At 63.1% G+C, this 25,049-nt stretch carries 21 protein-coding genes; 13 read left to right on the top strand and 8 right to left on the bottom strand.

All coding sequences use genetic code 11. The features are described from left to right. Window position 1: 1 nt before the first annotated feature. Window positions 2-700: a histidine phosphatase family protein gene (locus BLQ01_RS10605; RefSeq protein WP_091551667.1), complete on the bottom strand. Its 699-nt coding sequence runs from the start codon at window positions 698-700 to the stop codon at window positions 2-4. Between the two features lie 68 nt (window positions 701-768). Continuing rightward, the gene (locus BLQ01_RS10610; protein ID WP_091551669.1) at window positions 769-2,178 is read right to left on the bottom strand and encodes a MocR-like pyridoxine biosynthesis transcription factor PdxR; all 1,410 of its coding nucleotides are present in this window, start codon (window positions 2,176-2,178) and stop codon (window positions 769-771) included. A gap of 114 nt (window positions 2,179-2,292) precedes the next feature. Here BLQ01_RS10610 and BLQ01_RS10615 point away from each other — a divergent pair, with 114 nt between their 5' ends. Both BLQ01_RS10615 and BLQ01_RS10620 read left to right on the top strand, forming a co-directional pair. After that, a complete protein-coding gene (locus tag BLQ01_RS10615; RefSeq protein ID WP_091551670.1) occupies window positions 2,293-3,180 on the top strand; it encodes a dihydrodipicolinate synthase family protein in 888 nt (295 codons plus the stop codon). A 3-nt stretch (window positions 3,181-3,183) separates the two neighbouring features. Further along, on the top strand, window positions 3,184-4,458 hold the full coding sequence (locus BLQ01_RS10620) for an MFS transporter (RefSeq protein ID WP_254779353.1): 1,275 nt from the start codon (window positions 3,184-3,186) through the stop codon (window positions 4,456-4,458). Between the two features lie 24 nt (window positions 4,459-4,482). On the opposite strand, the gene BLQ01_RS10625 is transcribed toward BLQ01_RS10620, so the two are convergent. The 3 genes from BLQ01_RS10625 to BLQ01_RS10635 are packed head-to-tail and all read right to left on the bottom strand — an operon-like array spanning window position 4,483 to window position 8,364. Then, window positions 4,483-5,901, bottom strand: a complete 1,419-nt coding sequence (locus BLQ01_RS10625; protein WP_091551672.1) for an aspartate ammonia-lyase — start codon at window positions 5,899-5,901, stop codon at window positions 4,483-4,485. Further along, on the bottom strand, window positions 5,898-7,325 hold the full coding sequence (locus tag BLQ01_RS10630; RefSeq protein ID WP_091551673.1) for an aldehyde dehydrogenase family protein: 1,428 nt from the start codon (window positions 7,323-7,325) through the stop codon (window positions 5,898-5,900). Before BLQ01_RS10630 ends, BLQ01_RS10625 begins: the two co-directional genes overlap by 4 nt. Further along, window positions 7,318-8,364 (bottom strand): homoserine dehydrogenase, encoded by a 1,047-nt coding sequence (locus BLQ01_RS10635; RefSeq protein WP_091551675.1) that lies wholly within the window; start codon window positions 8,362-8,364, stop codon window positions 7,318-7,320. Before BLQ01_RS10635 ends, BLQ01_RS10630 begins: the two co-directional genes overlap by 8 nt. Window positions 8,365-8,737: 373 nt before the next feature. On the opposite strand from BLQ01_RS10635, the gene BLQ01_RS22635 reads away from it, so the two are divergent. Next, window positions 8,738-9,427, top strand: a complete 690-nt coding sequence (locus BLQ01_RS22635) for a GAF and ANTAR domain-containing protein (protein WP_368086116.1) — start codon at window positions 8,738-8,740, stop codon at window positions 9,425-9,427. A gap of 98 nt (window positions 9,428-9,525) precedes the next feature. Next, on the top strand, window positions 9,526-10,560 hold the full coding sequence (locus BLQ01_RS10645; protein ID WP_091551679.1) for an AAA family ATPase: 1,035 nt from the start codon (window positions 9,526-9,528) through the stop codon (window positions 10,558-10,560). A 6-nt stretch (window positions 10,561-10,566) separates the two neighbouring features. Here the strand turns inward: BLQ01_RS10645 and BLQ01_RS10650 are convergent, their stop codons facing one another. Next, complete coding sequence (locus BLQ01_RS10650) at window positions 10,567-11,595, bottom strand: DUF808 domain-containing protein (RefSeq protein ID WP_091551680.1); 1,029 nt, start codon at window positions 11,593-11,595, stop codon at window positions 10,567-10,569. Between the two features lie 206 nt (window positions 11,596-11,801). Here BLQ01_RS10650 and BLQ01_RS22790 point away from each other — a divergent pair, with 206 nt between their 5' ends. The 9 genes from BLQ01_RS22790 to BLQ01_RS10690 all read left to right on the top strand — a co-directional run bounded on the left by BLQ01_RS22790 (window position 11,802) and on the right by BLQ01_RS10690 (window position 22,156). Continuing rightward, window positions 11,802-11,930 (top strand): hypothetical protein, encoded by a 129-nt coding sequence (locus BLQ01_RS22790; RefSeq protein WP_280642487.1) that lies wholly within the window; start codon window positions 11,802-11,804, stop codon window positions 11,928-11,930. Between the two features lie 166 nt (window positions 11,931-12,096). Then, entirely contained in the window at window positions 12,097-13,167 is a 1,071-nt protein-coding gene (locus BLQ01_RS10655; RefSeq protein ID WP_026540531.1) for a LacI family DNA-binding transcriptional regulator, read from the top strand. 80 nt (window positions 13,168-13,247) lie between these two features. Beyond that, window positions 13,248-14,921 (top strand): ABC transporter substrate-binding protein, encoded by a 1,674-nt coding sequence (locus tag BLQ01_RS10660; protein ID WP_026540532.1) that lies wholly within the window; start codon window positions 13,248-13,250, stop codon window positions 14,919-14,921. A gap of 125 nt (window positions 14,922-15,046) precedes the next feature. Further along, window positions 15,047-16,024 (top strand): ABC transporter permease, encoded by a 978-nt coding sequence (locus tag BLQ01_RS10665; protein ID WP_026540533.1) that lies wholly within the window; start codon window positions 15,047-15,049, stop codon window positions 16,022-16,024. A 10-nt stretch (window positions 16,025-16,034) separates the two neighbouring features. Next, on the top strand, window positions 16,035-16,973 hold the full coding sequence (locus BLQ01_RS10670; RefSeq protein ID WP_091551682.1) for an ABC transporter permease: 939 nt from the start codon (window positions 16,035-16,037) through the stop codon (window positions 16,971-16,973). After that, complete coding sequence (locus BLQ01_RS10675; RefSeq protein ID WP_091551683.1) at window positions 16,970-17,932, top strand: ABC transporter ATP-binding protein; 963 nt, start codon at window positions 16,970-16,972, stop codon at window positions 17,930-17,932. The genes BLQ01_RS10670 and BLQ01_RS10675 overlap by 4 nt, the downstream gene beginning before the upstream one ends. An 11-nt stretch (window positions 17,933-17,943) precedes the next feature. Further along, on the top strand, window positions 17,944-19,023 hold the full coding sequence (locus BLQ01_RS10680) for an ABC transporter ATP-binding protein (RefSeq protein WP_091551986.1): 1,080 nt from the start codon (window positions 17,944-17,946) through the stop codon (window positions 19,021-19,023). Beyond that, entirely contained in the window at window positions 19,020-20,570 is a 1,551-nt protein-coding gene (locus BLQ01_RS10685) for a glycoside hydrolase family 32 protein (RefSeq protein ID WP_026540537.1), read from the top strand. The genes BLQ01_RS10680 and BLQ01_RS10685 overlap by 4 nt, the downstream gene beginning before the upstream one ends. A 161-nt stretch (window positions 20,571-20,731) precedes the next feature. Next, window positions 20,732-22,156 (top strand): glycoside hydrolase family 32 protein, encoded by a 1,425-nt coding sequence (locus tag BLQ01_RS10690; protein WP_091551685.1) that lies wholly within the window; start codon window positions 20,732-20,734, stop codon window positions 22,154-22,156. Between the two features lie 192 nt (window positions 22,157-22,348). Here the strand turns inward: BLQ01_RS10690 and BLQ01_RS10695 are convergent, their stop codons facing one another. Continuing rightward, on the bottom strand, window positions 22,349-23,794 hold the full coding sequence (locus BLQ01_RS10695; protein WP_091551687.1) for an SLC13 family permease: 1,446 nt from the start codon (window positions 23,792-23,794) through the stop codon (window positions 22,349-22,351). A 12-nt stretch (window positions 23,795-23,806) separates the two neighbouring features. Further along, entirely contained in the window at window positions 23,807-24,925 is a 1,119-nt protein-coding gene (locus tag BLQ01_RS10700) for a PrpF domain-containing protein (protein WP_091551688.1), read from the bottom strand. Between the last annotated feature and the right edge of the window lie 124 nt (window positions 24,926-25,049).

Raw genomic sequence — 25,049 nt, forward strand, 5'->3', positions numbered from 1 at the left:
ATCAGGTTCGCTCCGCGTTCTGCCCTGCTCCGCCGCCCACCGGAGCATCGCCGGAATGGATGCCGTTGGACAACCATGAGAGGTCGCCGGCGTCGGTGTTGGTCGCGTGGACGCTAGGCCGGTCACGGCCGTAACGGACAATCGATACGGAGGCGGGGCCAACATTGATGCGCTGGAAAAGGTCCAGGTGCATGCCGAGGGCATCGGCGAGGACCGACTTTATGACGTCACCGTGACTCACCGCAACCCACACGGCACCCGGGCCGTGCTCAGCTTCGAAGGCAGCGTCGTGGCGTCGAATCGCCGCCACCGCCCTGGCCTGCATCCCGGCCATGGATTCACCACCGGGAAACACGACGGCGGATGGTTGCGTTTGCACCACGGGCCACAGGTCCTCGGTTGCGAGGTCACTGAGCGAGCGGCCCTGCCACTGGCCGTAATCGCACTCGGTGAGGTCGGCTTCGAGGGGCGCGTGAGGCGAACCGGCCTGGTGGTCAAGGATGAGTTGGGCAGTCTCCCGGCAGCGCTCCAGCGGGCTCGAAACCACTCCCACCAACGGTACGGTTGCGAGCCTGCCTGCTGTCACGGCAGCCTGTTCGAGCCCGGTTTTGTCCAGCCTGACGCCCGCGGCCCGCCCGGCCAGCAGTCCGGTGGCATTGGCTGTGGTGCGGCCGTGCCGCACGAGGATAACTGTGGCCATGCACCCAGCCTAGTCATCCCGAAGGTGGTGTTCTGACCAGGCGCCCAATAACTGCGGGGCCACCCACATCAGTGCACTGGTTCTTCCTGTCCTCCGATGAGGCCCGATAAAATCGCCAGGGCTTTGGAGAGCTGGAGGTCGGTGACGGCCCCATAACCAAGGACCAGCCCATTCCCGGGACGGCGGTCGGCATAGTATCCGGCCAGGGGGACCACCAGGACTCCCCGTGCCAGGGCCGTGGCGGCAACTTCTGTTGCCTGCGGGTCCTTGAACCGCACCACGGCATGCAGTCCGCCATCCAAGGCTGAGAGCTCAAGGTCCTTCCGGTGGCCCAGCCGCTCGATGATGAGGGCCCTGCGGTGCGCGTATTCACGTCTTGCCCGTGTGATGTGACGGGAAAGGCCACCTCCCTTGATGTAGTGGGCAATTGCTGACTGCAGCACTCCGGCCACCGGGGTGTCCAGGGCTTGGCGGGTTGCTTTCAGCCGTCTGCCGGCATCGCCCCGAACCACCAAATAGCCGCAGCGCAACCACGGACTGAGGTTCTTGGAAAACGTTCCCAACAGGACGACGTCGGCAGTGCTCGGGAGGGAGGCAACAGCGGGGAGGGGCATGCGACTGTGCCGGAATTCGCTGTCGTAGTCGTCTTCGAGCACAAGCACACCGTGCCGGCCGGCCCACGCGAGCAACTCTATTCTTTCCTGGACAGCCATCCTGCCGCCCAAGGGGTATTGGTGGCTGGGAGTTACCAGGACTGCGTCCGGTATGTGCTCCAAGGCCTCCAGCTGTGAGCCTTTCAGGCCGTCTTCGTCCACGGGAAGTGTTACCAGCTCCGCGCCTGAAGCCTCCATGACCCGGCGCGCAGTGGGGTAGCCGGGGTCCTCAACCAGCACACGTGGCCGCAGGCCTCCGTGCCGGAGCATGGCAACCACCAGGTGCAGCGCATCGCTGGTGCCGCCGGTGATGATGACATCGTCGGGATCGACAACAAGGCCCCTGGAGACGGCCAGGTGGTCAGCAACCGCAACACGGAGCTCCGGTGTTCCTTGTGCCGGTGGGAGCTGGACCTTTACCTGCTCCGTGACGGCCGCCTTCCATGCGCTGCGCCATTGGCGGTCCTGGAAAGGTGATCCGGAGGGTCGGCCGGGCGTCAGGTCAATGACCTCGCTTCGGGGTGGGGGCGTGGACGGCCGATTCCCTTCCAAGGGGCGGGTGTTGATATCCGGACGGATGGCTACTTTGGTCCCGCCTGCGCCATTGCTGACCAGGAATCCCTCACCGGAGAGTTGTTCGAAGGCTCGTACCACCACTCCGCGCGAGATACCGAGCTCTGTCGCGAGCCTTCGAGTGGCAGGAAGCGTATCCTCCGGCTGCAGGACGCCATCGAGTATAGCGGCCCGTAGTTGGCTGGCCACTTGGGCCGCAAGGGACGTGACGCTGTTCCTGTCCAGCTCGATGGGTATTTCGGCTTCACTCATTTGGACCTCCAGACTCTTACATTCTTGGACCTAGTGTAGGACCAAGACCCTTGGCAGCATGGACAGTGATACCCCAAGCGCTGCGTTCTTGCAGCACGACGAAAGCAGGAAGCAGTGTTCAACGGCCTCAGCGCTTTTCCGCTCACTCCCATGGACGGCGAAAGCGTGGACCTCAATGCCCTCGACAAACTGGTGAACCGTGCCGCGCAAGCCGGAGTTGATTCGCTGGGGGTTCTCGGTTCAACGGGGAATTATGCCTACCTCTCCCGAGACGAACGCAGGGAAGTCCTGGAAGTCGCAGTGGAAGCTTCCAACGGCGTTCCGGTCCTTGCCGGAATCGGCGCTGTTCGCACCCGGGACGTACTGATGCTGGCCGGTGACGCCCAGGCCGCCGGAGCGTCCGCATTACTGCTGGCCCCTGTGTCCTATCAGAGGCTGTCCGATGCAGAGGTATTCGGACTCTTCCAAACCGTGGCGGCACAGTCCGATCTTCCCGTTGTTGTCTACGAGAACCCCGGCACCACCGGATTCACCTTCAGCGCTGCCTTGCACAGTGACATTGCCAAACTTCCGGGGATTGCCTCCATCAAGATCCCGCCGCCGGCGTCCGGTGACGTTGCGTCCACAGTCTCCAGGCTCAAGGCCGGCTTGCCGGACCAAACATCTGTGGGTATCAGCGGCGACTGGATCGCTGCGGAAGCCCTGCTGGCCGGATGCAATGTTTGGTACTCGGTGATCGCCGGGGTGTTGCCGCACCAAGCTCGGACCCTCGCCGATCATGGTCTCGCGGGCAGGTGTGAGGCGGCCATGCGCGCCTCTGCGGATCTCGAACCCCTGTGGTCCCTCTTCCGCACCTATGGAAGCCTTCGCGTGGTTGCAGCCCTCGCCGAGGATCTTGGTGTGGTGCCGTCCTCCACTTTGCCGCTACCCCTCCGGGGGTTGGACGCCGAGGGGCGGAACAAGGTGGCGGATGCCATCCGTGAATGCGGCTTGGAGGCCTAGGAGTTGGTCCGGAACGAGTCTTCCCAGGAAAAGACGGGCAGCAACGGGGGGAGTGCCGGAGTGGCCCTGGCCGGGAGAACCCGGCACGCCGGGACGGAGCGCCCAGGCTCCCCGGGTGGCCTTGCCCGTTATGTCCTCGCCGCCACCCTTGCACGCAGTTCCGATGGTGGAGCTGTTGTAGCAATCGTCCTGCTGGCAACCACCAGCGGTTCACCAGGGTGGCTGGCTGGAATATTGGGCGGATGCATTACTGCGCCACATCTTTTCGGCCCGCTGATAGCCCGGGTCCTCGATACAGCCAGGGATGGCAGGACAGTGATCGCCTGGGCGTGTGTCATCCATGGCGTGACATTGGCTGCAGCTGTCCTCCTTTTCCCGCTGGCTCCGCCCCTTATCCCGGCGATGCTGCTCATTGCCTCCGGCTTGGTGGGTCCCCTCCTGACAGGAGGCATCAGCAGCAGGTTGGCAGCCATCGCCGGCCCCGGAAGGACCAGCCAGCGGCGTGCCCAAGGCTGGGATGTAGCCACGTACGGCCTCAGTGGAACGATCGGGCCGTCGCTGGTTGCGGCAGTCTCGGCTTGGGCCAATCCGGCAACTGCAGCGTTGATTCTCGCCGGCTTTACCTTCGTGGCGGCTGCCGTCGTCAAGCTGTTGCCCTCTTCGCCTCCGGCTGCTGTTGCTTCCGAGGTTCCCCGGCCCGGCCGGACTTTGCTGATGATGATCTCCAGCGGACCCCTCCGACGCACCCTCTACATGACAGTGGTGGTGGCCATGTCAGTGGCGGCCCTGCCGATCACCGCGGTTGCTTCCACCGGCGGGCTGGGCGTCGTTCCGGCGGCGGCAGGCCTGCTGACTGCTGCCTACGGGCTTGGTGCACTCCTGGGATCAGCCGGGGTCATGATCCGGCCGCTGAGAACCGATGCGGATCCCTTGATGACGTGGTTGGCTGCGGCAGTAGGGATTGCCTTGTGCGGTGCAGCCCTGGCAGGGACATTTCCGACGGCGGTTGCAGCCTTTGCCTGCGCCGGCGTACTGAACTCGTACTTTTTCGCAGCCACTTTGGCGGCGCGCAGCGAGTACGCGCCACCGGCCGTCCGCGGTCAGGTATTCGTCTGGATCGGCGCCCTGAAGATCACTGCCGGATCAGCCGGCACGACCTTGGCTGGAGCACTCATCGCCCCTGCAGCCACGCTTCCTTTGTATCTGGCGTCCGGTGTTGTCATCCTTGCCGTGGTGACCTCGCTCCTGGACCGGGGCCGGGAGCGTTCTGCAGCCTGACATCCCCCTCCAGCCCGGGGGGCCCTATCCTGGGGTGCCCGGGGTGGGCTGCCCTGTGTCGCCGCTTTGGGGTCCCACCAGCGCCTCGACTTGTTCAGGCAGGAGCAGGCCTTCGCTGACGGCGATGTCCAGGACACTTTGCCCTGAAGCGAGGGCCTTATGGGAGATCGCCGCTGCCACGGCGTAGCCCAGCAGCGGGAGCAGTGCTGTGGCCTGTGCCGTGGAGGCCCTTGACCGGGAGCGCAGCAGAGCCTCGTTTGCCTCAATGCCCTCGACGCAGAGGTCCCGCAGTACGTCTGTGCCGTTGGTCAGCCAACTTAGTGATTGCAGCAGGGCGTGGGCGATGACAGGTTCGAAGGCGTTGAGCTGAAGCTGCCCGTTGTCGGCAGCCATGGTGACGGTGAGGTCGGCCCCGGCCACGAAGAAGGCAATCTGGTTGACCACCTCCGGGATCACCGGGTTGACCTTGCCGGGCATGATCGAGGAACCTGCCTGGCGTGGGGGCAACCGGATTTCGCCCAAGCCCGTTTGCGGTCCGCTGGAAAGCAGACGCAGGTCGCTGCAGATTTTGGAGAGCTTGATGGCGGTGCGTTTGAGCGTCCCGGAGAACGTCATGAAGGCCCCGGTGTCCCACGTTGCTTCGACGAAGTCATGGGCCCGGACCAACTGCACTCCACTCACCGCCGAGAGCTGGTCGATGACGCGCTCAACATACAGCGGATCAGCAGTGATTCCGGTCCCTATGGCAGTGGCCCCCAGGCTGCACTCGAGCAGGAGTGCAGCCGCTTCCCGGAGGCGCTTTTGGTCTTCCTCCAGCGTGACGGAGAAGGCGGTGAACTCCTGGCCAAGGGTCATCGGCACCGCATCCTGGAGTTGCGTGCGACCCACCTTCGGGATGGCGGCGAAGGCCTGGCCCCGTTCGGCAAACGCTGCCGAAAGCAGGTCAAGACGTTCCAACAAGTCCTCCAGCCCGAACACCAGGGCCAAGCGGACCGCCGTCGGATAGACGTCATTGGTGGACTGGCACTTGTTGACATGCCCGATCGGGTCCACCAGCTCGTAGGAGCCACGTGGATGGCCCAGGGCTTCCAAGGCGAGGTTGGCGATGACCTCGTTGGCATTCATATTGGTGGATGTTCCGGCACCGCCTTGGATGACGTCCACAGGGAAAGCGTGGTCGACGTCGCCCGAGGCAACCGTGTCGCAGGCTGCAACGATGGCCTCCCCGATCTCCGCCGGGATCAAGCCGAGCTCGGTGTTGGTCAGCGCGGCAGCCTTTTTCACAAGCGCGAGGGCCCGAATGAGGTGCCGGTGGGTCCCGAGTTGGATGCCGCTGATGGGGAAGTTCAGGATGGCGCGTTCGGTGTGGATTCCCCACAACGCTGATTCCGGGACAGCCATGGAACCGAGGCTGTCGTGTTCGATTCTTATCCCGACGTTCATGAGGCGATCGCGATGACTTTGGGCTGGGTCATTTCCTCGTAGGCGAAGTGGACGCCTTCGCGGCCCATACTGCCGTATTTGGAACCGCCGAACGGCATGGCGTCATGGCGGTAGTCGGAGGAGTCGTTGATCATCACGCCGCCGGCGTCAATGGCCTTGGCGGTGGCCAAGGCCTGACCCAGGTCCTTGGTGAACACTCCGGCCTGCAGGGCGTACTCGCTGTCGTTGGCCAGCTCGATGGCTTCCTCGGCGGTATCGAACGGCTCCACCAAAACCACCGGTGCGAACAGTTCCTCGCTCCAGGCCTCACAGCTGCGGGGGACTCCGGTCAGTACTGCGGGCGTCAATACAGCTCCGGCCAGGTCGCCTCCGGTCAGCAGCTGGGCCCCGGCGGCCACGGCGTCTTCGATCTTCCGCTTCGCTTCGGCGGCAGAGGCGTTGCTGATCATGGGCCCGACGTCGGTGTGTTCGTTGCGGGGATCTCCGGACTTCAAAGCCGCGGTTTGGGCAACGAAGTCCTGCACGAAGGCATCAAAGATTGATCGTTGGACAAGGACGCGCTGGGCGCCGATGCAGTTTTGCCCTGCAGCCCAGAAGGAACCTGAAACACAGGCTTCGACGGCGGCGGGAAGGTCGGCGTCGTCGAAGACAATCACAGGTGCGTTGCCGCCCAGTTCCATGGACAGGCGCTTGAGGCCGGCGTTCGCCGCGATGGCACGCCCGGTGGCGAAGCCGCCGGTGAAGGAGACCATGCGGACCAGTTTGGAGGAGATGATGGTTTGCGCGATCGTGCGATCGCCCAGAACCACGGTCACGAACTCTGCAGGCAGGCCGGCTTCCCGGAGCAGGTCCACCAGGAGGATGGCCGTCAGGGGAGTCAGCTGGGACGGCTTGAGGATGACGGTGTTGCCGCCGGCAATCGCCGGGCCGAGCTTGTGCGCTACCAGGTTCAACGCGTCGTTGTACGGCGTTATCGCGGCGATGAGTCCCAGTGGTTCGCGGGTGAACCATCCCTGCCGGTTCTCAGAACCTGCGAAGCAGTCGAACGGGATGACTTCGCCGACGTTCCGGCGTGTTTCCGCCGCTGAAAGTTTGAGCGTATTTACTGCGCGGGAGACTTCCTTGCGGGCCTGCTTGATGGTCTTACCGGCTTCGGCGACGATCAATTCCGCGACTTTTTGGGATCGCTCCTGCAGAAGGTCGGCCGCGGTGTCCAGGATCCTGCCCCGCTCATGCCGGGGCATGGCGGCTGCTGCCGGAGCGGCGGAAGCGGCACGGATCAGTTCCACCTGGACATCGGACTCACTGCATTGGGGCAAGGATGCCAGGACGGTGCCGTCAAACTTGTTGTGCACCACCAGTTCCCGGGTTGTCACAGCGGTGGTGGCTTCGTTCCTTGTTTCGGCGACTGCTGTTTCAGGCACGGACTGCTCCTTTGGTGAATTCGTCGACGGCGATGATGTCCGATATGAGGGCGTAGGCAGTTTCGACGCGGCCGGCTCCGGGACCGGAAACGGTGACAGCACCGAGGAGGTCGGTGGTGAACGAGACGGCGTTGGTGGCACCTGAAATGCCGGCCAGCGGGTGATCTGCCGGGAGGGCGATGGGCCGGACGGAGGCAGTGAGGCTGCCATCGCTCCCGCGGCGGGCTTCGCCGATCAGTTTCCAACGGAGGCCGCTGGCCAGGGCGTGGGCCACATCATCGCTGCTGACATCCTGGATGCCGGTGGTGTCCACATCGCCGGGCAAAATGGTGGCGCCGAGAAGTTCGTTGGCCAGGATGGCGACCTTGAGCCTGACGTCCGAGCCGCCAATGTCAGCGGTCGGGTCCGCTTCGGCGTAGCCGAGGTCCTGGGCTTCGGCGATGGCCTCGTCCAGTCCCAAGCCGGTCTCCATGCGGCCCAACACGTAGTTGCTGGTACCGTTCAGGATTCCTTGGACTGCAGTCACCTCAAGGCCTTCGAGCATCTTGTGTGCCAGCCGGATCACGGGCGTGCCGCTCATGACCGCGCCTTCGTACTCGAAGCGGACACCGTGGCTTGCAGCAAGCCTGCTCAGCTCAGGGCCTCGGAGTGCCACGGGTCCCTTGTTGGTGGTGACGACGTGCTTGCCGGACTCGATGGCCCACTTCACATGCGAAACTGCCGGTTCGCCGTCGACCGGGCTGGTGAAGGTGGCCTCTACGATGATGTCGGCAGGGCTGTTCTTGATGACTTCCTCGTTGCGGGGGTCGGAGCTGCCGCCGGGGAGCCCGTCAAAGGAAGCTCCACGGGGCATGGCCAGAACGGCGGCAAGGTCGATGCCATCGCCTTGGACGAGGGAGCCAAAGGCAAGGTCAGTGATGGCTACGACCCGGAGCTCGAACCCGAGGGCAGAGAAGCGGCGCGGTTCGTCGCGGATCAGTTCAGCCAGGGCGCGGTTGACGCCTCCGAAACCGATCAGGGCCAGGTTGTAAGTAGTCACTTCGATCTCCTTTGTAGGGCGGTGATGCTGTCCTCCAAGCCTCCGTCCGGACGGCGTCAGTTACCTATGTCCGAATTGCCCGTCAAGGATGCCGATATGCCCAATCGGCGACATTCCGGTCAGTTTCCATGTATTGACTCCACAAAAGTGCCAGCGACCGCCAGTTGCCGGCATAGCAGTGGAGTCACCCCCTGCCCCGGAAAGAAGGAAACCAGCCACCCCTTTGGGAACCGGCGAAAAGCGGCCACAATAGTGTCATTGCAATCAGCCGGAGGGTTCCAGAGCTATGAGCAAACTTCAGCAGACGAAGGCCCAAAACGTCACCACCGTCATTCCTGAGCGGGGCCCTGATCTTGGTTGCACCCTGCAGGACATGGTGTTGGACAGCCCAGACGTGGGGGAGTTTCTTTGCAATTTTTCCGCCCTGGCAGCGTCCAGGTTTTCAACCCCTGCAACCAAGGTCAGGTGCGGCGTTACCGTTATCAGGCGGAAAAGAGGGGTTGTCGCGGCCAGCAGCGATGAACGGGCCAATCGCTTGGACACACTTCAGAACAGTTTTGGGGACGGGCCATGCCTGACTGCGCTGCGGGAGAGAACTGTCATGTACGTCCCTGACACCAGCGCCGAGACCCGCTGGCCCCAGTACATGGAGGCAGTGAGGGAGGAAGGCACGGGATCAATTCTGGCCGTTGCCCTGGAACTCGCCGGTGAAGCTGAAGCCGTAATGAACCTTTACTGTGATGCCACCGAGGGATTTTCCGAGCCCCGGATCCTGGCTGCTGGAGCTTTCGCCGAAAACGGGGCTGTTTCGCTGAGGCTGGCTTTGAGGATCGCCCATCTCAAGCACGCCCGCGATGACCTGGCCTCGGCCATGCAGTACCGGACGGCCATTGACAACGCCGTGGGAATCGTCATGGCACAGAACCACTGCAGCCGGGAATCGGCATTCAGGGTCATCGCTGAAACCTCCAGTCACCGGAACATCAAAATCCATGACGTTGCGGCTGTCATAGTTGCCTCCATATCCGGCGAACACAATCTCGCTGCCCACTTCGAGGACTAGGGCACTGCGCGCTGATCGTTTCGCCGCCGCTGGACATCAGCATTTTCCTGTCCATGCACCCCAGGTCCTTGGGATGGATCCGGTATTACAGTGGATGCATGGCTGCTAGCCGCAATCCGTTGGATGAGCTGAGGGAAACCATCGGCCATCTGGCCAATCAACTCAAGCTGCCGGGTTCAGAACGCGTTGATGACCTGGTGGGCGATCTGGTCGGTGCGCGCTCCGGTCCGGCCCGACCGTTGTCCGAGGTCCAGGCCGAACTCGACGCCTTGGTGGGACTTGAGTCCGTGAAAGAACAGGTCAGGGCGCTGGTGGCACTGCTCCAGGTCCAGGCGCGCCGGAAAGCGCACGGCCTGCCGGAAGTTGCCACGTCCCAGCATCTTGTCTTCCTTGGAAATCCGGGCACCGGGAAGACCACCGTGGCGCGGCTGCTGGCGGAGATGTACCGCGCGGTGGGCTTGCTGCAGAAGGGGCACTTGGTCGAGGTGGACCGCTCGGGCCTTGTGGGCCAGTATGTCGGGGCCACTGCCATCAAGACGGACAGGGTGATCCGGCGTGCGCTGGACGGCGTCCTGTTCATCGATGAGGCCTACGCGCTGGCCCCGGAGGACGGCCGGATGGACTTCGGTCCCGAAGCCATTGAAGTCCTGCTTAAGCGAATGGAGGACCACCGGCACCGCTTGGTGGTGATCGTGGCCGGGTACCCCCGGCTGATGGAATCCTTCCTGCTCTCCAATCCCGGCTTGCGCTCCAGGTTCGCCCGCGAAATTACCTTTCCGGACTACTCCGTGGACGAACTCGAGACGATATTCCACCAAATGCTGGCCCAGCACCAGTACACGCTGGAACCTGGAGGAGATCAGGTGCTGCGCCGTATCCTCGCGGGCCTCCACGCAGGCGGAGACTCCGGCAACGCCCGGTTTGCGCGCACCTTGTTTGAGCAAGCGCTCAATCGCCAGGCGCTGCGGCTCTCCCTGGATGAAGGGCAAAGCCTCGACGCCCTCGATCGTGAGGCGGTCGTGACCCTTACCGGGGACGACGTCGTCGAGGCAGCGCTGGCCTTGGGGCAAGAGCCGGAGCCCGAAATTCCGCCGCAACCGCCGCAATCCCGCTGGTGGCGCTGGCTGGCCTGAACGGAATCAGGCCCGTTCCTCCTGGGCGTGGTCTTTTGCGGGCTGATGTCCGGAGATCGCGGCGCGCAGATCGCCTTCCTCGTGCTCTTCCTTGCCCTTTTTCCCGAGCGGAAGAACCTTGAGCAGCGGGTGCACGATCACCATGACGAGCAGGCCCCAGATCGCGCCCAAGACAGCCGAGCACAGCGTGTTTACCAGCCAGGCAAAGAAGCCGCCCGCAACAGGGATTCCGGTGAAGGGCGATTCGAGGACATGGACGAGGTCGTACGGTCCATGCCAGCCGAGGTCGTGGGCACCCTGCAACATAATGTGGCCGCCGACCCACAGCATGGCGATGGTTCCCACCAAGGTGATCGTGGCCAGGACAGCGGGCATCCCCTTGACCAGAAGCCGGCCGAAACGCTGGGAGCCCTGGGAGTTTTTGGTGGTCAGGTGCAGTCCGATGTCGTCCATCTTGACGATGAGTCCCACTGCGCCATAGACAAGGACTGTGATGGCGATGGCGACCACCACCAGGATGAACGCCCGGATCCAGAGTGATTCCGTGGCGACCTCGTTCATGGCGATCACCATGATTTCGCAGGACAGGATGAAGTCGGTGGTAATGGCCCCCTTGGTCACCTTCGCCTCGGCTTCAGGGCCCCGCTGCACAGCGGGCGCCTTTTCGGCGTCAGCATGCCCGCGGAGTTTGTGCCAGACCTTTTCGGCGCCCTCGTAGCAGAGGTAGGTGCCACCCAGCATGAGGATGAACGGAATGATTCCGGGGATAAACGCACTTACCAGTAGCAGGGCCGGCAGGATGATGACCAGTTTGTTGCGCAGTGAGCCCCAGAAGATCTTTTTGATCATGGGAAGTTCGCGGGACGGATCCGCCCCGGATACGTACTGCGGGGTAACTGCGGCGTCGTCGATGACGACGCCGGCGGCTTTGGCTCCGGCCTTGGCCGCTCCGGCTGCGATGTCGTCCACGGAGGCGGCCGCAATGCGGGCCAAGGCAGCTACGTCATCGAGCAAGGCGACGAGACCGCCGCTCACAGGGCTGCTCCGTCCAGGCCGAGGGCGGATGGCTGGGCGTGGACAACTGGTGCGAGGAGCGTGAAAGGCATGCTCGGATTATACGGTGGCCAGCGGAACGGGAGGTGGCCGTGACGCACCTTGGCCTGCAGATTGGAACCCAAAATCACCCTCGCCTGGCTTGTTCATGCCGGGTATCACCGACGTGGTCCGCCTATGCTGTCCCCATGACTTCCGATGAAGAAAAAGACCCGCCCGTACCCGCTGACGTTGAGGGCAAGATGCCCAGAAAGGTGCACGACACCGCCGACAAAGAGGCGAGCAAAGCAGCTAAGGACAAGCCTCGCGGAAGCTGACGCACCGAAGCCCTAAAGGGGTGTTGACAGACTCGAAGTAACGCGGGTAACCTAAGTCACATGCCCGGCAAGTAACGCGCGTTACCCATGACGCTTTACCCCAGGCTTCCCAGACAACGAAGGTCCGGGGCGAACATCCAGATCAGCGAAGACACCGGAGCATTCGATGGCGAAAAGCACCACCCCTGGCGACCCCGCAGCCATACGGCAGCGTGGGGTCACCATGAAGGACGTCGCCAACCATGCCGGCGTTTCCAGAACTGCTGTTTCCTTTGTGCTGAGCAACCGCGAAAACGCCAGCATCTCCGAGGAAACCCGCAACCGCATCAACCACGCCGTGCAGGAGTTGGGCTACCGCCCCAATGCCGGTGCCCGGGCGCTGGCATCACAGCGCAGTGACTGGTACGGAATCGTGACGGAGATCGTCACCGCGCCCTTCGCCGTCGACATCATCAAAGGTGCCCAGGACCAAGCCTGGCTTGACCGCCGGTTCCTGCTCATCGCGCCCTCCGACCAGGCCGATGCCGTAGGACCCAACCAGGGCTTGGAAGATGCCGCCACTGAGAAGCTGTTGGAACAAAGGGTGGAGGGGCTTCTGTACGCAGCCACTTTCCACCGGGGCGTCCATGTTCCGGAGAGCGCCAATGAAGTACCAACCGTACTGATCAACTGTTTCGACGCCGACGGAAAGCTGCCCTCAATCGTCCCGGACGAGCGCGGGGGTGGCCGGGCGGCCGTAGAACGTTTGCTGCAAGCTGGTCACGAGAAGATCGGGGTCATCAATCTTGACCCCGTGATTCCCGCGGCAGTTGGGCGTTTGGAGGGTGCCCGCGAAGCACTCGCCACCGCCGGACTGGAGTTGGACCCCGAATTGGTGGTGTCTGGCTATGCAACGGCGGACGGTGGCTATGACGCTGCCTGCCAAATCCTTGACCACTATCCGCCACAGGACAGGCCTACGGCGCTGTTCTGCTTGAACGACCGTATGGCGATGGGTGCTTATGACGCCATCAAGGAACGGGGCCTGACCATCCCCGGGGACATCGCCGTGATCGGCTTCGACAACCAGGAACTTATTGCGGCCTACCTGAGGCCGAAATTGACCACGGTTGCGTTGCCCTTCGAAAAAATGGGCGCCCTGGGTGTCCAGACGCTCGCCGCTCTTACAGCAGGACAGCCGATCAACGCCGACCAGCAATTGGTCGACTGTCCGCTGCTAGAACGCTCTTCGGTCTGACCGCGAAATCAACGCCGAAGAGCCAACCCCTCACCCACCCCTTCACCTTGGACGATGAAGACAGGAAAGAGATAACCATCATGACACAACCCCGATACTTCCGGGCTGCCCGGATGACGGCGGCAAGCCTTGCCGTGGGCGCAATGCTGCTCACCGGCTGCACCGCCAACGTCACCAAGACCAGCACCTCCGACGCCGGAGCGAACGCCAGTGCCTTCCTCACCATTCCGCGGGAGGACATGGGCACGTTCGTGCAGAACTTCAACCCGTTCGCTCCCACCGTGAATCCCATGGTTCAGCAGTCCATTTACGAATCCCTCCTGGTTTTCAACCCGGCCAAGGGCGATACAGTGCCGTGGCTCGCCACTGAATGGGCCGCAGCAGAGGACGGCAAGTCCATCACCTTTACACTCCGGGACGGCGTGAAGTGGTCCGACGGCCAGCCTTTCGTGGCCGACGATGTCGCCTATACCTTCGAACTCCAGAAGAAGATCAAGGGCGGCTTCGACTATCTGGACACTGTCACGGCTGAAGGCAACAAGGTCACCTTCAACTTCAACAAGCCATGGTCGCCTGCCCTGTACGACGTCGGTCAGCTCACCATCTTGCCCAAGCACATCTGGTCCGCGTTGCCGGACCCCGAAAAGGACGCGAACGCCAAGCCGGTAGGCACGGGACCTTACACCGAGATTGACAGCTTCCAGGCCCAGTCCTTCGTGCTGACGAAGAACCCCCACTACTGGCAGCCGGAAAAGCAGAAGATCGCAGGCATCAAGATGCTTGCTTTCGCAGGCAACGACGGCGCCAACCTCGCCGCTGCGAACGGCGATGTGGACTGGGCTCCGCAGTACATCCCGAACATAGAAAAGACCTTCGTTTCCAAGGACAAGGAACACCGCCAGTACTGGTTCCCGGCTACCGGTGCCATGATCAACTGGCAGCTGAACACCACCAAAGCTCCGTTCAACGACGTTGATGTCCGCAAAGCACTGAGCATGGCCGTGGACCGTGACCAGGTCACCAAGATCGGCATGAGTGGCTACGCCAAGCCGGCAGACTGCACCGGACTCTCCGGCAACTATGAGAAGTGGAAGAACCCCGCAGTCAAGGACAGCTGCACGTGGACCAACCATGACGTCCAGAAGGCCAACGAGCTCCTGGACAAAGCGGGCTACCCCAAGGGTGCTGACGGGAAGCGCACCCTGAAGGACGGCAAGCCTTTCGAGTTCAAGATCTCCGTCGGCGCAACGTCCTCGGACTGGCTCTCCGTAGCCAATGTCATCGCACAGAACCTGGCCGAAGTTGGCGTGACGGCCAAGGTGGAGTCCCCGGACTGGGCGGCAGTGGTTGCCGGCTATGAGACCGGAGACTTCGACTCGGGCATTGTCTGGAGCGCGAACGACCCCAGCCCGTACAAGTACTTCAACACTTCCATGGGCACCGCCAGTGTGAAGCCGGTAGGCACCAAGACGTTCGATAACTACCACCGCTTTGGCGATCCCAAGGCCGACGTCCTCCTTGCCGACTTCGCCGCAGAGGCCGACGAGTCCAAGCAAAAGGACCTCGCCAACAAGCTGCAGGAAGAGTACAACGACGTCGCACCGCTGGTGCCGCTGTTCTCCGGCCCTGAATGGGGCGCCTTCAACGACACCCGCTTCACCGGATGGCCCACCGAAGAGAACCCCTACGCCACCCTCTCAGTGAAGTCGCCCACCACGGTCCTGGTTTTGACCACGCTGGAACCGCGCAAGTAGTCCCCACCGGGTCATCTACGGCCTGGCATTGCACGCCCGGCGGCCCTCTGCCGCTAACCGGCCAACCCGCCGGGCGTGCCCCCTTTCTTTCCGCACTTTCCGCAATTCCCGAATGGAGGGAAACCGTGCGCTTCATCCTGCGCCGCCTGGGTTTCTACCTGATCGCCTTCTGGGCATCCATCACCCTGAATTTCCTGCTTCCGCGGTTCATGCCCGGAGACCCCGTGTCCCGCATGTTTGCCCGCTCCCAGGACCGAATGCAGCCCGAACAAATCGAGGCCCTGCGAAAGCTGCTGGGTGTTGATGACCGGCCCATTTGGGAGCAATACATCAACTACATGCAGAACATCTTCACCGGGCAGATGGGTGTTTCCATTTCCCGTTTCCCCACCCCGGTTACCGAGGTCATCTCCTCGCAGATCGGATGGACGCTGTTGCTGGGCGGCACCGCGCTGGTGATTGCCGCCGTCGTGGGCAACCTGTTGGGGATCCTCGCTGCTTGGCGGCGCGGCGGCGCGATCGACTCGGCGCTTCCTCCACTGCTGGTTTTTATTGGCTCCTTCCCGTACTTCTGGCTGGCCATGGGTGCGCTGTACCTGTTCGGGGTGGTGCTGGGTTGGTTCCCGATCCGCCATGCCTTCACTGACGGTTTGGAACCTGCTTTCACTTGGGAGTTCATTGGCGACGTCGGTGCCCACCTTGTGCTTCCGGCGTTGACGATCGTGCTTGTTTCCATCGGCGGCTGGATGCTGGGCATGCGGAACACCATGATTGCCACGAACTCCGAGGACTACATCACCATGGCCGAGGCCAAAGGACTCCGTCCGGGACGGATCATGCTCCGCTACGCAGCACGCAACGCCATGCTGCCTTCAGTGACCAGCTTCGGCATGGGGCTGGGGTTCGTGGTGGGTGGTGCGCTGCTCACAGAGGTGGTTTTCGCCTACCCCGGTGTCGGCTACCAGCTGCTCAACGCCGTCCAGGGCCTCGACTATCCGCTCATGCAGGGCCTGTTCCTGACCATCACCGCCGCTGTGCTGCTTGCCAACTTCCTGGTGGACATCCTCTACGTCCGCCTCGACCCGCGCGTGCGCAGCAACTAGAGGACTGACCATGACAACCGCACTTCTGAAGCAGCCAACCACCACACCGGCTGTCCGCAAGCCCAACCGCAGCTTCATCCACGGCCTGATCAGCAACAAGAAGGCACTGACAGGCATGGCCGTGATGGTCATCTTCATAGCCTTGGCCTTGCTGGCGCCGGTGCTGTTCCCGGGAGACCCCTCGAGGATCACCGCGATGGCATCACTGGAACCATCGGCCGAGCACTGGCTGGGGACCACCGCCAAGGGACAGGACGTGCTCGCACTGACCGTCCACGGTTCCCGCAGTTCCCTGTTCGTGGGACTGACCGTGGGCCTGGCATCGACCTTCATCGGCATCCTGGTCGGACTTGCCTCGGCTTACTTCGGCAAATTCATCGACGAGGCACTGTCCCTGGTGACCAACGTCTTCCTGCTCCTGCCCGGCCTGCCGCTGCTGGTCATCCTGGCCGCGTTCCTTCCGCCGGGCCTGGGCACCGTGATTCTGGTTCTGGTGGTCACCGGATGGGCCGGTTCGGCACGCGTCCTGCGCTCCCAGGCCCTCTCCATCCGATCCAAGGACTTCGTGGCCGCAGCCGTAGTCTCCGGCGAACGGGCAGGCCGGATCATGTTCCGCGAAATCCTGCCCAACATGGCCTCGATCGTCATGGGCACCCTGCTGGCATGCGTCATCTACGGAATCGGAGCCCAAGCGGGCCTGGAATTCCTGGGCCTGGGCGATGTCAGCACGGTCTCGTGGGGCAACAACCTTTTCTGGGCCGGCAATGAAGGCGCGCTGCTCACCGGCAGTTGGTGGGTCTTTGTACCCTCCGGCGTGTGCATTGCCCTGGTTGCCTTCGCCCTCGCCCTCATCAACTACGCCGTCGATGAGGTTACCAACCCGCGCCTGCGAAAGATCAAGACCCCCAAGACGTCAGCCGGCACCGCCGAAAGGAGCGCCGCCAAGTGACCATTTCCCAGGTTTCCTTCGGCTCCCACGAACCCGTCCTTGAGGTCAAGGACCTCACGGTCAAGTACATCGGCGATACCAGGTCCACCACCGCCGTCGACCGTGTTTCCTTCAGCATCGGCACCGGTGAGGTATTCGGCCTCGCCGGAGAATCAGGGTGCGGAAAGTCCACCATCGCCAACTCGATCATGAGGCTCTTGAAGGACCCGGCCAAGATTCCCGGCGGCAGCATTTCCTTCGGTGGCAAGGACGTCCTGGCCATGAGCCAGGAGGAGCTGCGGCGCTTCCGCTGGCAGGACGTGGCCATGGTCTTCCAATCGGCCATGAACTCGCTCAACCCGGTCCTGACCATCGGCGAACAGATCGTGGACATTTTCACCACCCACGCCGGCTACTCGCGGAAGGAATCGATGCGGCGTGCCGCCGGGTTGCTGGAGTTGGTCAGGATCGACCCCGCGCGGCTCAAGTCCTATCCGCACCAGCTCTCCGGTGGCATGCGCCAACGTGCCGTCATTGCCATGGCGGTTGCGCTCAAACCTTCGCTGTTGATCCTGGATGAACCCACCACAGCACTCGACGTGGTGGTCCAGCAGGAGATCATGGCTCAAATCAAGGAACTGCAGCGGGAGCTGGGTTTCTCCGTCCTGTTCATCACGCACGATATGTCCCTCATGGTGGAACTCTCTCACCGCATGGCCGTCATGTATGGCGGCAGGATCGTGGAGACCGCCAAGGCCCAGGATGTCTACGCCAATCCCCGCCACCCCTACACACAAGCCCTGATGGGTGCGTTCCCGCCGCTCACCGGACCACGTGTTCCACTGACCGGACTGCCCGACGGCGTGAAGTTCCGCAACATCCCGGACCTCACCGAGGCCGCCCCCGGCCATTTTGTGGCCCCCTTCGGTGCCGGCACGCCAGTGATCGAACCCGCCAACCTGGAAGGAGTCGCGCTGTGAGCCACTCTGTCATGACCCCGCGGCCGGAGACCCTGACCGGCAGCCCTGCCTTGGAAATCCGCGGCCTGGGAAAGTCGTTCCCGGTGGGCGGCCTGTTTTCCCGCGACTCTGTACGCGCTTTGCACGGCGTCGACTTGACTCTTGGCCGCGGTGAAATCGTGGCACTGGTGGGGGAGTCAGGTTCGGGCAAGAGCACTTTGGCCCGCTGTGTGGCAAGGCTCGAGAAGCCAACCGCAGGCGAAATCTTCATCGACGGCGTCGATGTCCTGAAGCGGGACAGGTTCCAAGCGTCACGGGCGTTTCGGTCCCAGCTCCAGATGGTCTTCCAGGACCCTTTCGGTTCCTTGAACCCTGCCCACAGGATCGAGCACTTCCTACAGCGTTCGCTGGCGATCCACGGCAAGGCCGGTAAATCCGGTGACGAGGCCCGGCGGCGGCTTGAGGGACTCATGACAACTGTTGGCCTCGAGGCGGACATGTTGAACTCCTACCCGCACGAGCTCTCCGGTGGTCAGCGCCAACGCGTGGCAATTGCCCGGGCACTGGCCGTCGAACCGCAGGTCATCCTGGCCGATGAGCCCACCTCCATGCTCGATGTCTCCGTCAGGATCGGCGTGCTCAACCTCATGCGCAAGCTCCGGGACGAGCAAGGCATCTCCATGCTGTACATCACCCATGACCTGGCATCGGCCCGCTACCTGGCAGACCGGACAGCAGTCATGTTCGCCGGTGAACTGGTGGAGGAAGGCGAATCGCTGGACCTGCTGGCAAACCCTGCGCATCCATACACGCAGCTGCTGGTTTCAGCCGTTCCGGACCCGGCGCGGGCAGGCTCGTATGATCCCGTCCGCAGGGCCGCCCTGCGGCAGGCGGTCATGGCCTCGACCCATTGCGCCTTCGATGGTGACCCGAATCAGGCCTGCTCCGCCAACAAGCCCGTCCGCCATCAAGTGGGGGACCCCGAAAACCAGCACTGGGTGCGCTGCCACCTCTACCGCCCGTGGGCAGCTGCCGGTGGCCATGCACTGGCGGGTGAACCGGCCCAACCCAGCCACCCGACGTCGACCATTCAAGAAGAGGCCTCAGCATGACTGAATTGACCCACCCGTTCGCCACCGTTCCGCAGGAAGAACTGGTGGCCCGCGCTGAAGCCGATCCCCTCAGGCCGCGATTCCACTTTGTCTCCCCGGCCGGTTGGCTTAACGATCCCAATGGCGTCAGCCAGTGGGACGGCACCTACCACCTCTTTTACCAGTACAACCCTGAGGGTGCCTTCCACCACCGGATCCAGTGGGGGCATGCCACCAGCACCGACCTGGTCAGCTGGGAGGACCAACCTGTTGCCTTGGAGCCCTCCGCGGGACCGGACGCTGAAGGTTGCTGGTCCGGGGTGTTGGTCAACGACGGCGGTACGCCCACCCTGGTGTACTCCGGACGGTCCAACGACAGGGAGCTGCCCTGCGTCGCTGTAGGTTCCGCGGACCTGATGAGCTGGACCAAAGATCCCCAAAACCCCGTCATTGCCGCACCGCCCGTTGGCGTGGACATCACCGCCTACCGCGATCACTGTGTGTGGCGGGAGGGCTCTGTGTGGCGGCAACTGGTGGGTTCGGGAATCCGGCACCGCGGAGGCACGGCGTTTTTGTATGAATCAGAGGATCTCCGGTCCTGGAACTATGTGGGACCGTTGGTCATCGGCGATGCTTCCCAAGGTGATCCATCGGACACGGACTGGACCGGGACCATGTGGGAATGCGTAGACCTCTTCCGTGCAGGGACGGGATCGCTGGGTTCGGCACCTGCCGGCAACTCGCCCGATGTGCTGGTCTTTTCAGCCTGGGACGACGGCGAAACCCGCCACCCGCTGTACTGGACCGGCCGCTACGCCGGGGATGCCTTCGAGCCCGAGGCACTGCACCGGCTGGACTACGGAGGGCGGTTCTTCTACGCGCCCCAGTCATTCCAGGATGAGGCGGGCCGGCGGATCATGTTCGGCTGGATGCAGGAAGGGCGAAGCGACGCGGCCATGGTTGAGGCCGGCTGGTCCGGAGTGATGAGCCTGCCCCGGGTCACCACCGTGGGGCAGGACGGAACCCTGGAGTTCGCGCCGGTCCCCGAAATCGACAAGCTGCGCAAGAACCACGCCAGCGTGCCGGCCCAGGTGCTGGTGGGGCATGGAACGCCGTTGGATACGGGTGTGTCAGGGAACCAACTGGACCTTGAACTGGAGCTGCAACTCGCGCCAGGAGGGGAGCTGAGGCTGGGAATCCTCGCTTCCCCGGACGGCGCCGAGGAGACGGTGATCGTGCTGGACCGCCCGGCTGATGAAACCCTGGACGGCACCCTCCGCCTTGACCGCACCCGTAGCAGCCTGGACCCCTTGGTGGATGTGGAGGACAAGTCCGGACCCCTGCCCATGGCGGAAGGCCGTGTCCGCCTGCGCGTGCTGGTGGACCGGTCCGCCGTCGAAATTTTTGCCAACGGCAAGCCGCTCACTGCCAGGATCTACCCCACCCTCGGTGGCGGGAAGGTGAGCCTGGCCGCCAGCGAAGGTTCGGTGCGGCTGATTTCCTTTGATGCCTGGTCCATGGCCGGGATCTTCGAAGGCACCCGCAGCCTTTTGCCGGAAGGGAAGTGACATCCATGGAAAAATCCCCGAGCCTCTCCCGCCGCGGACTTCTCACAGGAGCCGGCGCGGCCGCATTGGGCGGTTCAATTGCATTGTCGGTTTCCACCGCGCAGGCCGGGCCCGGCGGACCTGGATCGGCAGATGTCCCGCCGTCGAAAGGAAGATCGCGAATGCGTCCCGCCTATCATTTCAGCGTGCCGGACAACTGGAAGAACGATCCCCAGCGGCCCATCTACCTGGACGGCGAGTACCACTACTACTACCTGTACAACGCCGATTACATCAACGGCGGTGGGGGTACGTCCTGGCGCCGGGCAACCACCACGGACCACGTCTCATTCCGGGACCAGGGTGTGGCGATACCGAAGTTCAGCAACGGCAATGGTGACTGCTGGTCCGGTTCCCTGGTGGTGGATGAGAAGAACACTGCCGGTTACGGGGCGGGCGCTGTCATAGCCCTGGTTACCCAGGCACCGGAAGGACGGCAAGCGCAGTACCTTTGGTACTCCACGGACAGGGGCCGCTCTTTCACCCCGGGAGGTCAAGCGCCGGTACTGCCCAACCCCGGCGTACATGATTTCCGTGATCCCAAAGTGATCTGGGACGGGGACCGGGGCCGATGGTTTATGGCGAACGCCGAGGGCCGGAAACTCGGCTTTTACGCATCAAAGGACCTGCGGTCCTGGACACGCGTTGGCGAATTTGTGCGTGAGGACCTGGGGCTGCTTGAGTGCCCGGACATTTTCAGGATGACAGCCGACGACGGCACCTCCCATTGGGTTCTTGGCACCAGCGCGAACGGCAAGGGCCGCGGACTGCCCGCAACGTACGCCTATTGGACCGGAGCTTTTGACGGCAGTTCGTTCAACCCGGACCGGCCCGAACCGGAATGGCTCGACTATGGTTTCGACTTCTATGGCGCGGTTACCTACCCACACCACGATTCCTCGGGCGCGGAGGATCCAACCCTGCGCAGGGCGATCGGCTGGGCAAATTTCTGGGACTACCCCCACAACACGCCAACGCTTGCCACCGATGGCTACAACGGCGATGACATGATCGTCCGCGACATCCGGCTCAAGCGTGGAGCCAACGCCTACTACCTCGCCTCCGCGCCGACCTCTGCCGTGGGTGACCATGTCACGCGCGAGCATCGACTCGGTGACGTGGTGGTGGCCGGCACCCACGACCTGGAGGTCCGGTCCCTGGCCGTCGACCTCAGCTGTGAGGTGGTGTGGGACCCGGCCGCGCCGCCTGCCAACCTTGGATTCGAAGTATGCAGGGCACCACGTGGCGGCAGGCACGTCGCCGCGGGCGCCTTCCTGGGTGGTCCCTTCGCCTACGTCAACCGCCGCCCCACGATCAACCCCACGGCCGGCGAAACCCAAACCCCGGTGGACCCTGCCGCGGGCAGTCTTGCGCTGCGCATCCTGGTGGATCGCACCAGCGTGGAAATGTTCGTCGGTGACGGGCGCGTGGTCCATTCACATCGGGTATTTCCCCTTGAAGGCGATGACGGTATCCGCCTTTATGCCCATGAAGGATCGGCCACGTTCCGGAACCTGACCCTCCGGGAGCTCAAGGTCACCCCATAAACCGATGGTGAGCCGGTGACGGCTGGGCAGCGTCCAACGACAAAGGGCAGGACCACCTTCCTGGTGGCCCTGCCCTTTGCTGCGTAGGGTGCGTCTCCTGCGCCCGCGGTTCGGGCTTCCTGTTGCGATGGTGTGCAGGTGCCGTCCCCTACGCATGCCGAACTCTTCTTCGGCAGTCCATGAGGTCCTGGGCTACATGATTCCGGTGGGAACCAGCAGGGCCCAAGCCAGGGCGGGTGCCACCAGGACTACGCCGCCGGCGTACATCATCAGTTGCTTATACACGCGCTGGCGATCGTCTTCGCGGGCATTGGCCACAACCAACGCTCCGTCGGTGGAGAAGGGAGAGACGTCAACGACGGTTGCGGCGATGGCCAGGGCAGCCACGGTGCCTGACGCGCTGAGTGAACTGGTCGCAAGCAACGGCCCGGCCAGCGGGATAAATGCGGTCAGCAGGGCAGTTGAGGAGGCAAAGGCCGAGCCGACTCCGATTACGTAGCAGAGAACAAGGGCAATGAGCAGCGGGGCTCCGAGCGCCAGGGCCTGCTCGGCCAGCGTGTCGATGACGCCGACGTGCTGCAGCAAGGACACGTAGGTGATCATGCCGGCGACCAGCAGCACCGTTGACCATGAAACTCCGCCGATGAACGTCTGGTGCTCCTTGATGTTGACCAGGGCCAGGAGGAGTCCGGCAGAGAGGGCGACGAAGCCGATGGGCATGTGGAAGCCCAAGGCGCACACAAGCATTGCCGCGATCAGGCCCAGGGTGAGGATCTGCTGGCCGTGGGGCCGGGTGCTGCGTGCCTCGAGGTCGGCATGCTGGCCCGCGGCGCCGTCGCGAAGTTTGCCCAGGAGGGCGAACAGCACCACGGTGAGGACCGAGAGGATGAGGTTCAGCGCGAAGCTCGCGCCAAAAAGGGCACCTTGGGAGATCGGGAAGCCGTTCTTCACGGCAATGTCATGGACCAGTACGCCTGCCACGGACAAGGGGGAGAACCCTCCGGCATGGGCCCCATTGATGATGAAGGCACCCATCAGGACGGGGTGGATCCGTGATTCGTAGGCCAGTCCAATGGCTGCAGGCGCCAGCAGGGCGACGGCTGCGGGGGAGAACGTGCCCAGCGCGGTCAGTGATGCTGCCAGCAGGAAGAATACCCATGGCAAAAGCAACGTTTTGCCTCGAACCGCACGGACGCAGTTCTGGACGATGATGTCGATGGTCCCGTTCCTCTGGGCCATGCTGAAGAAGTACGTGACGCCAATGATGGTGATGACAATGTTTGACGGGAAATCGGCCAGGATCTCCTTATCGGTCATGCCCAGCATGAAGTAGCCGACACCGAAGGAGGCGACCAGCCCCATCACGCCAATGTTCAGCGGCCACTTGGTGGCGACGACGAACATCACCACCAGGATGACCAGAGGGATGATCTGGGTGGCAGTCATGGTCGGCTCCGATTCCGGGGTAGCCGCCGGGTTGAAGATGGCGCCCCCGAACAGGATGGCGACCAAGCCCAGGATCACGGAAGCGGCAACCGTTAGAAGCAGGATACGGCGGCGGCGGTTGGGACTGCTGGAACTCCGGTCCCGGATTTCGCTCTCGACTTTGGGAGCTGGTTGGTACGTAGTCTTAGCCATGATGGTTTCTCCTCATTGAGTGGCTGATGCAAGCGAGGCTTCGACGGCACTGCCGAGAGTCTCCGGGAGGTGAATGATGCTGGTGGCGATGGTGCGGGCAGTCCGGTCGACGCCCACCAGGAGTGAACCGTCGCGTTGCTCGGTCCAGGTCTCGATCACGCCGGCCGGCGTCCGGAGTTTCAGGGTGGGGTAAGAAACGGTGCCCGTGATCTCGTTCAGCACCGTTCCTGGGGTGCGGGCGGCCAATGTCAAAGCGATGCTGCCCGTGATGGCCAGTGCCGGATGTGGCTTGCCCATGGAAAGCATCATGACGTTGACGTCACCTACGGGGTCGTTGCTGCTGGGTGCGGCCACGATCGCAAGCTTGGGAACGGCCCGCGCCGCCTGGGAGGGGCTCGTTGCCAAACCCATACGGACCGCCGCCTGGCGTCGGATAACGTCCAAGGTGTCCAGTTGCAGTTCCACCCCTGCGCCCCAGGTGTCATAGCGCGAAGTGTCCAGTCCCAACTCTTCTGCGCGGAGTATGACAACTGGCGCACCGGCGTCGACCATTGATACGGTCCACCGCGTGCCTCCTGCGAGGATGACGTCCGTCGGCGCGCCGGTAGGAAGGAGCTTCCCGGTGGTTTTTCCTGCCGGATCAAAGAAGCCCAGGCCCACCCTGTAACCGGGAAAAACGACGCCGGGCATTTCCGCATCCGGAACGATCGGCAGGGCGCCATTGGGGGTGGAAACCCGCTGGATGATGATCTGGCCCGTGTTGGTGTTGCGGGTGACGATGCGGGTGGAATCGCCGTCGGGCGACACCCAGCCCTTTTCGATGGCGTACAGGCCCACAACTGCGGAGCAGTTGCCACAGTTGCTGCCCCAGTCCACGGCTGCCTCTTCGATGCCTACCTGCGCGAAGGTGAATTCGACATCCACGTCTTCGTCCTCGGGCCGGCTGAGGATCATCGCTTTGCTGGTGGTGGAAGTGGCCCCACCAACGCCGTCGATCTGGCGGGAGTCCGGGCTTCCGAAGAGCCTGGGAAGCAGCTCGTTGACGTCGGTGCCGGTTTGTTCCAGATGCGCAGTTTCAAAGACCCAGCACTTGCTGGTACCTCCGCGCATCCATTCCGCTTCTATCTTCATGGTGTTCCCTGCATCTCGTTGATGTTGTTCCTGTTACGAGGATGATCCGGATCACAAATGAAGACAATGTTGGATTTCTAGAGGGGGCTGTAGCCTTGCTTCATTCATTGAGGCTAAAGTGTCT

Source organism: Arthrobacter sp. UNCCL28 (genome assembly GCF_900102805.1).
Classification (GTDB): domain Bacteria; phylum Actinomycetota; class Actinomycetes; order Actinomycetales; family Micrococcaceae; genus Arthrobacter; species Arthrobacter nicotinovorans_A.

What these genes read in the sequence shown, in the direction of transcription:
- BLQ01_RS10605 (WP_091551667.1), bottom strand. Translation starts at nt 700, where the DNA reads ATGGCCACAGTTATCCTCGTGCGGCACGGCCGCACCACAGCCAATGCC.
- BLQ01_RS10610 (WP_091551669.1), bottom strand. Translation starts at nt 2,178, where the DNA reads ATGAGTGAAGCCGAAATACCCATCGAGCTGGACAGGAACAGCGTCACG.
- BLQ01_RS10625 (WP_091551672.1), bottom strand. Translation starts at nt 5,901, where the DNA reads ATGAACGTCGGGATAAGAATCGAACACGACAGCCTCGGTTCCATGGCT.
- BLQ01_RS22635 (WP_368086116.1), top strand. Translation starts at nt 8,738, where the DNA reads ATGGTGTTGGACAGCCCAGACGTGGGGGAGTTTCTTTGCAATTTTTCC.
- BLQ01_RS10645 (WP_091551679.1), top strand. Translation starts at nt 9,526, where the DNA reads ATGGCTGCTAGCCGCAATCCGTTGGATGAGCTGAGGGAAACCATCGGC.
- BLQ01_RS22790 (WP_280642487.1), top strand. Translation starts at nt 11,802, where the DNA reads ATGACTTCCGATGAAGAAAAAGACCCGCCCGTACCCGCTGACGTTGAG.
- BLQ01_RS10655 (WP_026540531.1), top strand. Translation starts at nt 12,097, where the DNA reads ATGGCGAAAAGCACCACCCCTGGCGACCCCGCAGCCATACGGCAGCGT.
- BLQ01_RS10660 (WP_026540532.1), top strand. Translation starts at nt 13,248, where the DNA reads ATGACACAACCCCGATACTTCCGGGCTGCCCGGATGACGGCGGCAAGC.
- BLQ01_RS10670 (WP_091551682.1), top strand. Translation starts at nt 16,035, where the DNA reads ATGACAACCGCACTTCTGAAGCAGCCAACCACCACACCGGCTGTCCGC.
- BLQ01_RS10680 (WP_091551986.1), top strand. Translation starts at nt 17,944, where the DNA reads ATGACCCCGCGGCCGGAGACCCTGACCGGCAGCCCTGCCTTGGAAATC.
- BLQ01_RS10685 (WP_026540537.1), top strand. Translation starts at nt 19,020, where the DNA reads ATGACTGAATTGACCCACCCGTTCGCCACCGTTCCGCAGGAAGAACTG.
- BLQ01_RS10690 (WP_091551685.1), top strand. Translation starts at nt 20,732, where the DNA reads ATGCGTCCCGCCTATCATTTCAGCGTGCCGGACAACTGGAAGAACGAT.
- BLQ01_RS10695 (WP_091551687.1), bottom strand. Translation starts at nt 23,794, where the DNA reads ATGGCTAAGACTACGTACCAACCAGCTCCCAAAGTCGAGAGCGAAATC.
- BLQ01_RS10700 (WP_091551688.1), bottom strand. Translation starts at nt 24,925, where the DNA reads ATGAAGATAGAAGCGGAATGGATGCGCGGAGGTACCAGCAAGTGCTGG.